The sequence below is a fragment of the Corallococcus sp. CA041A genome (assembly GCF_003612075.1).
Lineage (GTDB): Bacteria > Myxococcota > Myxococcia > Myxococcales > Myxococcaceae > Corallococcus > Corallococcus exiguus.
On the sequence record NZ_RAWF01000314.1, the window covers coordinates 1 to 10,729 of the forward strand.

Here is a 10,729-nt window from a genome sequence, read left to right on the forward strand (position 1 = left end):
GTGGGGGTGGCGGGGGGCCGGGACCACCCGACCCGGGTTCCATCCGGCTTTCCGGGAGTTGGCACCGGCCTCCACCCGGAGGCAGGGCAGGGGGCTTGATTCGGAGCGGCCGACGGGGCGTCATTCGGGGCTTTCGTTCACGGCCGCGCTTCCAAGCGGCCGGGCTGCAAGGACAGGTGGATGGGAATCGCGTGCGTGGTGCTGGACTTCGATGGGACCTTCACGGACGTGCTGGCGGAGGGCGAGCCCTTCCTCAAGCACTTCCAGGACGCGCTGTACGGGGTGCTGGGGCAGGACGCGTCCCAGGCGTGGGCGGAGGAGGTCGCCGCGCTGCATGAGGGCGTGGACCAGTACGGCTGGGAGGTCGCGGGGCGCATCGTGGCGCCGGCCACCGCGGACCCCTACCTGACGGCCACCTGCACCGCGCACCGGCTGCTCAAGCGCTTCGGCAAGGGCGACGACGAAGCGCTGCGCACGGACACGGTGCAGACGCTGTACCGGGAGGCGTACCGGCACTCGGCCACGGCCTTCAAGGCGGAGGCGAAGGAGGTGCTGGAGGCGCTGCTCGCCACGGGCCTGCCCGTGTCGGTGGTGACGAACGCGCACACGGAGCTGGTGGAGGCGAAGCTGGACAAGCTGGCCCCCAAGGGCCGCGAGCGGCTGAAGGTCTTCGGCGACGCGCGCAAGTTCCAGCTGGAGGACACGGAGCCGAAGGACGCGCGCTTCGACGCGCTGCCGGAAGCGCTCCACCTGGACGGCGTGCTGGGCCGGCCGGTGTACCTCAAGCGCGGGCGCTACTTCTCCGCGCTCAAGCGCATCTGGGACGCCACGCACACGGGCCCGGAGTCCACGCTCGTCGCGGGCGACATCTTCGAACTGGACCTGGCCATGCCCTCCGCGCTGGGTGCGCACGTGCAGCTGGTGGAGCGCGCCAACGTGATGCCCTACGAGCGCGCCGCCGTGCAGCGCCTGGGCACGCGAGGCAGCGCGGACAAGAGCCTGCGCGCCATCCTGCCCCGGCTGCGCTGAAGAGGCGCGGTGGTAGTGGCCCACCGCGGGCAAACGAAAAGCCCCGCCTCCCGTTTGAAGGGAGGGCGGGGCTGTCCGTCAAGGCACCGCGCGTGGGGCGCGAAGCTTAGACCTTGGCGCCCGGGGTCGCCTGGAACAGGTCGTTGAACTCGGTGAACGCCTTGTTGATGTTCGCCTTGATGTCAGCGGTCAGCTCCCGCTTGGCGACCAGGTCGGAGACGATGTTCGGGTACTTGCTGTCCACGAACTCCAGCATCTCCTTCATCCAGCGGACCACGTCGCCCACCGGCACCTGGCGGATCCACCCGCGCTTGCCGGCGTCGTCCTTGTTGGTCGCCGCGTAGATCTGGATGACCTGACGCTCGACGGAGAGCGGCTCGTACTGGCCCTGCTTGAGCAGCTCCACCATGCGGGCGCCGCGCGCCAGCGTCTCCTGCGTGGCCTTGTCCAGGTCGGAGCCGAACTGGGCGAAGGCGGCCAGCTCGCGGTACTGCGCCAGCTCCAGCTTCATGGAGCCCGCGACCTGCTTCATGGCCTTGATCTGCGCCGCGGAACCCACGCGCGACACGGAGAGACCGACGTTGATGGCCGGACGGACGCCGGCGAAGAACAGGTCCGTCTCCAGGAAGATCTGCCCGTCGGTGATGGAGATGACGTTCGTCGGGATGTAGGCGGACACGTCACCCGCCTGCGTCTCGATGATGGGGAGCGCCGTGAGGGAGCCCGCGCCCTCCTCGTCGGACAGCTTGGCGGCGCGCTCCAGCAGGCGGCTGTGGATGTAGAACACGTCGCCCGGGTACGCCTCGCGGCCCGGCGGGCGGCGCAGGAGCAGGGACAGCTGGCGGTACGCCACGGCCTGCTTGGAGAGGTCGTCGTACACGATGAGGCCGTGCATCTTGTTGTCGCGGAAGTACTCGCCGATGGCGACGCCCGCGTACGGCGCGAAGTACTGCATGGGCGCCGGGTCGGACGCGTTCGCCGCGACCACCACCGTGTACTCCATGGCGCCGTACTTGTTCAGCTTCTCCACCACCTGCGCGACGGTGGACTGCTTCTGCCCGATGGCGACGTAGACGCAGTAAACGCCCAGGCCCTTCTGGTTGATGATGGCGTCGATGGCGACGGCCGTCTTGCCCGTCTGGCGGTCACCGATGATGAGCTCGCGCTGACCGCGGCCCACCGGCACCAGCGCGTCCAGCGCCTTGATGCCCGTCTGCAGGGGCTCGTGCACGGACTTGCGCTTCACGATGCCGGGCGCCTTCACCTCCAGGCGGCGGTGCTCGGTGGCCTCGATGGGGCCCTTGCCGTCCACCGGCTGGCCCAGCGCGTTCACCACGCGGCCCAGCAGGCCCTTGCCCACCGGCACGGAGGCGATCTGCTGGGTGCGCTTCACGGTGTCACCCTCGCGGATGTCCTTGAACTCACCCATGATGGCGACGCCGACGTTGTCCTCTTCCAGGTTGAGGACCAGGCCCTGCACGCCGTTGGCGAACTCCACCAGCTCACCGGCGAGCGCACCCTCCAGGCCGTACACGCGGGCGATACCGTCGCCCACGGACAGCACGGTGCCGGTCTCGGCGACGGTGACCTTCTTGCCGTAGTCCTTGATCTGCTCCCGGATGATTCTGCTGATCTCGTCGGCGCGGATTTCCATGGGCGTCTAGCGTCCTTGCGGAGGGGGCGGCCTGAGGAAACGGGGATGGCCGCCGCGAATCTTGATGTACCGGGTGGCCCCCTATCACGGGCACCGGGACTCTCGCAACGCGCCACGCGCCAGGGCCTTCCCCCACCCCCGCACCCCTTTATCGCGCACGTAAGCAGGCACCCCGGACGTGAGGGGCCCCGCCTGCTCGCAAGCCCAGGGAGCCCGGCGCCGGGCCCGGCTTCAGGCGCCGGACGCGGGGAGGCCATCCTCGCGGGGCAGCCACACGATGAAGCGGGTGCCGTCCGCCGCCCCTGACTCCACGGAGATGCGCCCGCCATGGGCCAGGGCGATCTGCCGCACGATGAAGAGCGACAGCCCCAGCCCGTCATCCGCGGAGCATAGGGCGCGGTGCTTGAACGGCTCGAAGAGGGTGCCCTGGTACTCCGGCGGCACCCGGCAATCCGGGTCGTGCACCTGCACCGTCACCCCGTCGAAGCGCCCCGTCAGTTGGAGCACCACGGAGGAGGACACCGGGCCGTGGTGCAGGGCGTTGCCCACCAGGGAGTCCATCAGCTGGGAGATCCGCTCGCCGTCCCAGGTGCCCTTCAGGTCGCCGCTGGCGACGAGCCGCAGGTCGCGGCCCGGGTGGGCCCGCTGCCGGTCCGCCAGCACGCGCTCCGCCAGCTGGCCCAGGTGGACGGAGGAGGGGTGCACGGGCAGGCCGTTGGACAGCCGGGAACGGGTGAAGTCCAGGAGCTGGCGGATCAGCCGTTCCACCCGGCGCACGCCCTGGCCCACCCGTCCAACCTGTTCGGTCAGGGCTTCTGGCATCGACGGAGCGTGCTGGAGGGCGAGCACGTCGCACTGGAGCGACTGGAGCGGGGCCTTGAAGCCGTCCCCCGCCGCGTCCAGGAACTGGTCGCGGAAGTGCTCCATCCGCATCAGGCGCTCCTCGGCGGCCTTGCGGATGCTCACGTCCCACACCGCGCCCATGCGCACCGAGCGGCCCTGGAACGTCGCCGGCCGGCCCATGACCTCCACGGGGATGCGGCGGCCGTCGCGGTGGAGCACGGCCAGCTCGTACGGGGCCTCCACGCCGCGGTCCATCACGTCGCGCGCGGGGGCGCGGAACTCCGGCGCCACGCAGTCCAGGATGTTCCGGCCGATCAGCTCCGCCGTCTCGTAGTAGCCCATCAGGCGCCCCAGGCCGGGGCTGATGTCCAGGAACTGCCCGCGGTCGTGGAAGAAGTACCCGTCGCAGGAGATCTCCACGATGGAGCGCATGTGCTCCTCGCTCGCGCGCAGCGCCGCCTCTTCGCGCAGGCGCGCGGAGGAGTCTCGCAAGAGCAGGAGCACGCCCGAGGAAGGGGCCGCAGGCATGGCGCTCACGGTCAGGTGGCGCAGCGTGCCCACCTCGCCGAAGCGGCCCGACACCAGCTCCTCCGCCACGCGCTCACCGGACTGCGCCCGCGCCAGCAGCGGAGACAGCGGCGGCGCCAGGCCGGGCCACGCCTCCGAGAGGAAGCGCCCCACGCACAGCTGCGCCGGGCGGCCGCTCAGCGAAGCCAGCAGGTCGTTCATCCAGACGAGGCGGGAGTCCCCGTCCACCAGCGCCACCCCCCAACCCGGCGCGTTGAGCAACGCACCCAGAAAGGGCAGGGTTTCCTCGGGAACCCCCGGGGACGGAAGGGCTCCGGGAAGCCGTTGGAACACAGGCTGCGACATGGGCGGGTGGTCTCGGAAAACGCGGGCTTGTCCGCGTTGCCCAGAAGTATACCCATTCCCAGAGCGGACGGGAAATACAGGTTTGACTAGGACTACGGGGCAACCCTGACAACCCGGCACGTCTGCCGCACCGGGAGTGAGGGAGGGGTTACTTCAGCTCGCGGCGCAGCTGCTCCAACTGGGTGCGCAGGGTGCCGTCGTAGAGGGTGCCACCGACCTGCGCGGCCACACCGCCGAGCAGGGACGGATCCACCTTGGTCTCCAGCACGACGTTGCGCTGGGTCAGCTGCTGGAGCGACTGCTGGAGCTGGGTGAGGGCGTCCGCGGAGAGCGGGGCGGCGCTGGTGACCTGGCCCCGGACGCGGCCCGCGCGGGCGTCCGCCATGTCGCGGTAGAGCCGGGCGATGTCGGGCAGGTAGCCCAGGCGGTTGCGGTCCACCAGCAGGCGCACCGCGTTGGCGAGCGCGGGCTCCGCGGGGGAGGGCATGGCCTGGAGCAGGGCCTCCACCACGTGGCTGCGCTGGGCGCGGCTGTAGGCGGGGTTGAGCAGCACGTCCGACAGGTCGGGGCTCTGGCCCACGACAGCGGCGAAGGCGTTGAGCTGCTCCGCGACGGCGTCGGTGCGGTTGCCTTCCGCTGCGACGTCGAGGATGGCGCGGGCGTAGCGGCGGGCGATGGAGACGTTCACCATGACGCTGGCGCCCTTAGCATGGGGCGTCCCTGGCGGCAATGATGCCGGCGCCATGCGTTGGATCTCCGTGGCCGCTTGGGGCCTCCCGAGGTCTGGAGAGAGCGGGCGGGGAAGCGTCCCCGGGTGGGCGCTCCGGGTGTGTGCTGGTGGCCGCCCCCAGGCCCTTGAAGGCAGGCCGGCGCCCGGCAACGGACGGCCGGGGTGCGACAGGACTTGGCGGAAGTGGGCGCTTACCCGTAGCGTGGGCCCCACCCTCGCCATGCAAGAACCTGTCATCGGCATCGACCTGGGCACCACCAACAGCGTCGTCGCGACCGTGGAAGAAGGACGCCCGCGCCTCATCCCCTCACGTGCGGGAGGACGCCTCACGCCCTCGGTGGTAGGCCTCACCCGGGCGGGCGACCGCCTGGTGGGGCAGCCGGCCCAGGCCCTGGGGGAGGAGCACCCGGACGCGGTGGTGTGGGCCACCAAGCGCTTCCTGGGACGCCGCTACACGCCAGAGCTGGTGCAGCAGGCGAAGGCGGTGGTGCCGTATCCCCTGGTGGCCGGCCCCACGGGCGACGTGCGCGTGAAGCTGTCCGGCCGCGTGCTGCCCGCGACGCAGGTGTCCGCCTTCATCCTGGGCGAGCTGCGCCTGGACGCGCAGGCGCACTTCGGACGTGACGTGCGCAAGTGCGTCATCACCGTCCCCGCGAACTTCGACGACAACCAGCGCCAGGCCACGCGGGAAGCGGCGGCCATCGCGGGGTTGGAGGTGGTGCGGCTGGTCAACGAGCCCACCGCGGCGGCGCTGGCGTACGGCCTGTCCCGCGGCTTCGAGGGCAGCGCGCTGGTGTTCGACCTGGGCGGCGGCACCTTCGACGTGTCCATCCTGGACGTGAAGGCGGGCGTCTTCGAGGTGAAGGCCACGGGCGGCGACCACGCGCTGGGCGGCGAGGACTTCGACCAGCGCATCGTCCAGTGGCTGCTGGCGCAGGTGGAGGACGCCTTCCAGGAGGCGGTCTCCAAGGACGCGCAGTCGCTGCGGCGCCTGAAGGTGGCGGCGGAGGCGGCCAAGCGCGAGCTGACCGAGTCCGAGGAGGCCCTCATCTCCGTGTCCGGCCTGGGCGACCACACGGCGGGCGTGAAGCGCTTCACCGAAATCAACACCGCGCTCACGCGCAGCTTCTTCGAGACGCTGTCGGAGCCGCTGTCGCGCCGCTGCCTGGACGTCTGCAAGAGCGTGATGGCGGAGGCGCGGATGGATCCGCGCTCGGTGGACGTGGTGCTGCTGGTGGGCGGGATGACCCGCGTGCCGCTGGTGCGCCGGCTGGTGGCGGACTTCTTCGGCCGCGCGCCCTCTACGGACGTGCACCCGGACGAGGCCGTGGCGCTGGGCGCCGCGGTGCAGGCGGACGAGCTGGTCCGGCAGGCGGGGCAGGCGCTGCTGCTGGACGTGGCCAGCCAGAGCCTGGGCGTGGGCGTGATGGGCGGCCGGGTGAAGCGGCTCATCCCCAAGAACACGGGCGTACCGGTGGTGGCGAGGGACATCTTCTTCCCGGGCACCTCCGGCCAGTCCGAGGCGCGCATCCCCGTGTACCAGGGGGAGAGCGAGTTCCAGGACGAGAACCACAAGCTGGGCGAGGTGGTCCTCAAGAACCTGCACGTCGCCAACCGCGGGGAGACGCCGCTGGAGGTCGTCTTCGAGTTGTCCGGCGAGGGCATCCTCTCCGTGCAGGCCACCGACCTGACCTCCGGCCACATGGAGCTGGTGCGCCTGGAGGCCCGGGCCGGCCTGCCGCAGGGCGAGGCGGAGAAGCTGGGCCAGGAGCAGTCCCACTACGCCCAGGCGCAGGGCGTGGTGGACGCGCGCAAGGCGGAGGAGACCTTCCGCAAGCTGTTGGAGCGCGGGGAGAAGCTGGCCCGCCTGCTCCAGCAGAGCGCCCGGGAGAACCCCAGCCCGGAGGCCGAGTCCGCCGTGGGCACCGTGCAGCAGCTGCTGGTGGGCGGCAAGGACGCGCTGGCCGCCGGTGACGCCGCGCAGTGCGCCCTCATTGCCCGTCAGCTCACGAAGTTGCTGTCCGGCCGCGCGGAGCCCCGCGGCTGACGTCCCGCGGCGCACGGAAAAGGCGTCCACCAGCTCACGTTGTGGCGCCGGGTCCGTGGTGCCTTCCCTGGAGTCCGCGTATCTCCGGGAGTCATGACGACCCCCGGCTTTTCTCCTCGCCCGAGAGATCTGGTCTTCGTGGTGGACGACTCGCGGACCGCGCGGGACGTGATGCGGCTGCACCTGTCGCGCATGGGCTGTGACGCGGTGGGTCTGGAGGGGGCGGATGCGTGCCTGGCGGAGCTGGCGCAGCGGACGCCGGCGCTCATCCTGATGGACCTGCACCTGGAGAAGCTCCAGGGGGACGAGGCCTGCCGCCTGGTCAAGGCGCACCCCGCGGGGCGCAACGTCCCGGTGGTGATGTTCACCGCGGCGGATGAACCCCATGAGGTGATGCACTGTGGGCGCGCGGGCGCGGACGACTTCCTGCCCAAGCCGGTGAGCCAGGAGGCGCTGGCGGCGAAGGTGGCCGCGGTGCGGTTGTCGCGTGAGCGCGCCTGGACGGGCCCTCCGCGCGGCCGGGGCGTGCTGCTGGTGGAGGGCGGCCGGTTCCTGCACACCTTCCTGGGCGGAGCGCTGGAGCACGAGGGGATGCACGTGCTCTACGCCAAGGACCTGGATGACGCGGCGGCGCAGGCCGTGGCCCAGGGCGAGCGGCTGGACGGCTTCGTGGTGGACGTGTCGCGGCTGCCTCGGGAGGCCCTGTCGCTGGCCACGCGCCTGCGCGAGCAGTTCCCACGCAAGCCGCTGGTCCTGATGTCGCGGGTGGAGGAGGCACCGGACGTGCTGGAGCGCGCGCAGGAGCTGAGCGGCGCGCCGCTGTTGCTCAAGCGGCAGCTGGGCGCGGACGAGCTGCTGGCGAAGGTGCTGGCGCGCCTGTCGCAGGGCACGCTCCCCTTGAGGGCCGCGGAGCGGGTGCCCTTCTTCACCGTGGTGGAGTTCAACACGCCGGGTGGCCCCACGCTCAGTGGCTTCAGCCATGACGCCAGCCCCCAGGGCCTCTTCGTACGCACGCTCACGCCCGCGCGCGAGGGCTCGAGGCTGTCCCTGCGCCTGGTGATGGCCGGCCAGCGCACGCCCTGCGAGGCGCAGGCGGTGGTGGCGTGGTGCAACCCGCCCGGGATGGGGAGCGCGTTCCGCTCGCAGACGGGCATGGGCCTGCGGCTGGAAGGCATGGACGCGCAGCTGCAGCAGCGCTTTGTGCGCTTCGTGCCCCAGTCCCTCGGTTTTCCCACCGCCGGTCCCGTGCGCGCCTCAGGTTTCTGAGAGCGGCGGGTGACCCCGCGCGCCTCCCAACCCCCCGCAATCACGGACAGAAGCGACGGGATTCTCCCCTGGCATGGGCGTGGCAAAGCGCCGAGCCCCGCGAGGCAGTCGACTTTCGAGGGAGGATTCACGCATGCGTCTACGTCTTTTCGGAACGGTGGGGCTCACGCTCCTGGCGGTGGGGTGCGGTGACGGGGGCAAGGCCCCGGAGGGCCTGGACAACGAACCCGTGCAGCAGTCGCTGAAGCTGGAGACCTTCGACGACTGCTCGGCGCTGGAGCAGTACATCGAGGACACCGCGACGAAGCAGATGCGCGCGAACCTGGAGCAGCAGAAGCCCGGTTATTGGGAGCGCTTCGGCCGGGGGACGCGCGGCGGCGTCGTCTTTGGCCCCATGCCCGCGGAGGACTCGGCGGGGGGCGGCGTGAACGCCGGCGCCGGTGGCGGCCAGGCGCCGAATGACTCCACCGGCACCAACAACCAGGTGGAGGGCGTGCACGAGTCGGACTTCGTGCAGAACGACGGCACGCGCATCTTCGTGCTGTCGGGCAACCGGCTGTACGCGCACCGCTCGTGGCCCGCGGAGCAGCTCACGCTGGCGGCGACGCTGGAGGTGGAGGGCTGGCCCCGGGAGATGCTGCTCGACGAGAAGAACCGGCTGGTCATCGTCTCGCAGGTGGCGCTGTCGCTGCCGGGCACCCCGACGAAGGTGGGCGTGGGCGGGGGCATGGTGCCCGTCGCGGACATGGCCTGCTACGGCTTCGGCTGCGGCTACTACAACGCGGACAGCACCAAGGTGACCACGGTGGACGTGTCGGACGTGGCGCACCCCACGGTGGTGGATCAGGTCTACCTGCCCGGCGTCTTCAACCAGGCGCGCCGCGTGGACAGCAACGTGCGGCTGGTGCTGTCGGACGCGTTCCGCTGGCCGGAGGACGTGAAGTTCTGGGTGGAGTACTCGGAGGACCTCTACAAGGACGAGGGGAAGCTCACCAAGACCCTCGACGCGCTCATCGTCGAGAACGAGAAGCGCATCCGCGCGAACACGCTGGACCAGTGGATGCCCGCGGGCCGGCACGTGGACGCGGACGGGGTGACGACGGCGCTGCCCACGTCCTGCGGTGACTTCTACCGGAGCAACGCGCCGTCCGCGCTGGGCTTCGTGACGGTGGCCTCGCTGGACCTGGACGCGCGCACGGCGGCGCCGGGGCGCACCAGCCTGGTGGCGGAGCCGGGCACGGTGTACGCGTCCAAGGAATCGCTGTACCTGGCGCACTCGCATTACTGGTGGTGGCCGCAGCCGGGGCAGAAGGACTTCACCTACCTGCACAAGTTCGACCTGCGCCAGCCGGGCCGCGCGGTGTACGCGGGCTCCGGCACGGTGGAGGGCACGCCCGTCAACCAGTTCGCCCTGGACGAGTACCAGGGCGTGCTGCGCATGGCCACCACGGTCACCACGCGCCTCCCGGAGCCGGAGCACCAGGACTGGTGGTGGGGCCGCACCACGACGGCCAGCCGCGTGACGACGCTGGGCGTGAAGAACGGGCAGCTGGCGGAGCTGGGCCGCAGCGAGGACCTGGCCGAGGGTGAGCGCATCTTCAGCGCGCGCTTCGCGGGCCCGCGCGGCTACGTCGTCACCTTCCTCCAGGTGGATCCGCTCTTCACCTTCGACCTGAGCGACCCGGCGCACCCGCGCAAGGTGGGTGAGCTGAAGGTGCCCGGCTTCTCCACGTACATGCACCCGGTGGGTGACCACCACCTGCTGACGATGGGCATCCACACGGAGCCCAACGGCGGCTGCTGCGGGACGAGCACCCTGAAGCTGTCCCTCTTCGACGTGAGCGACCTGGCGAACCCGAAGGAGACCGCCACGCAGCTGGTGGGCGAGGCCTACGGTTGGAGCGAGGCCCTCTACGAGCACAAGGCCTTCAACTACTTCGCGGCCAAGGGGCTGGTGGCCATCCCGTTCACGGACTACTCAAGGTCCTACTCGTCCTATGAGAACTACTGGCAGGGCTTCCGCACGGAGCTGCGCGTGTTCCGGGTGGACCTGGCGGCGGGCATCTCCCCGGTGGGCGCGGTGCCCATGTCGGACCTGTTCAAGACCACGGGCATGCCGCAGTGGAGCTACTACTACGTGCCGGATGTGCGCCGCAGCGTGATGGCGGATGACTACGTCTACGCCATCAGCGACGCGGGGGTGCGCGTGTCGAAGGTGGACAGCCTCCAGACGCCGCTCGTCACGGTTCCGTTTCCGGTCAGCACTCCCTGACGGGGCGGGCGGGCG

Annotated in this window: 7 protein-coding genes; 4 read left to right on the forward strand and 3 right to left on the reverse strand. The window is 70.9% G+C overall.

Annotation, left to right across the window (positions count from 1 at the left end; translation table 11 throughout):
- Positions 1-180: 180 nt before the first annotated feature.
- Positions 181-1,029: an HAD family hydrolase gene (locus tag D7V77_RS36400; protein WP_120580859.1), complete on the forward strand. Its 849-nt coding sequence runs from the start codon at positions 181-183 to the stop codon at positions 1,027-1,029.
- A gap of 106 nt (positions 1,030-1,135) precedes the next feature.
- On the opposite strand, the gene atpA is transcribed toward D7V77_RS36400, so the two are convergent.
- The 3 genes from atpA to D7V77_RS36415 form a co-directional block, all read right to left on the reverse strand.
- Positions 1,136-2,683 carry a F0F1 ATP synthase subunit alpha gene (gene atpA, locus D7V77_RS36405; RefSeq protein WP_120580860.1) on the reverse strand — a complete coding sequence of 516 codons (1,548 nt, stop codon included), beginning with the start codon at positions 2,681-2,683 and terminating at the stop codon, positions 1,136-1,138.
- A gap of 231 nt (positions 2,684-2,914) precedes the next feature.
- Positions 2,915-4,399 (reverse strand): PAS domain S-box protein, encoded by a 1,485-nt coding sequence (locus tag D7V77_RS36410; protein WP_120580861.1) that lies wholly within the window; start codon positions 4,397-4,399, stop codon positions 2,915-2,917.
- Between the two features lie 148 nt (positions 4,400-4,547).
- Positions 4,548-5,090, reverse strand: coding sequence for an ATP synthase F1 subunit delta (locus tag D7V77_RS36415; protein ID WP_120580862.1), 543 nt, complete (start codon positions 5,088-5,090; stop codon positions 4,548-4,550).
- 259 nt (positions 5,091-5,349) lie between these two features.
- On the opposite strand from D7V77_RS36415, the gene D7V77_RS36420 reads away from it, so the two are divergent.
- The 3 genes from D7V77_RS36420 (at position 5,350) to D7V77_RS36430 (ending at position 10,714) form a co-directional block, all read left to right on the forward strand.
- Positions 5,350-7,176 carry an Hsp70 family protein gene (locus tag D7V77_RS36420; protein ID WP_120580865.1) on the forward strand — a complete coding sequence of 609 codons (1,827 nt, stop codon included), beginning with the start codon at positions 5,350-5,352 and terminating at the stop codon, positions 7,174-7,176.
- 93 nt (positions 7,177-7,269) lie between these two features.
- Complete coding sequence (locus D7V77_RS36425; protein ID WP_120580863.1) at positions 7,270-8,442, forward strand: TIGR02266 family protein; 1,173 nt, start codon at positions 7,270-7,272, stop codon at positions 8,440-8,442.
- Between the two features lie 133 nt (positions 8,443-8,575).
- The gene (locus D7V77_RS36430; protein ID WP_120580864.1) at positions 8,576-10,714 is read left to right on the forward strand and encodes a beta-propeller domain-containing protein; all 2,139 of its coding nucleotides are present in this window, start codon (positions 8,576-8,578) and stop codon (positions 10,712-10,714) included.
- Positions 10,715-10,729: the final 15 nt, after the last annotated feature.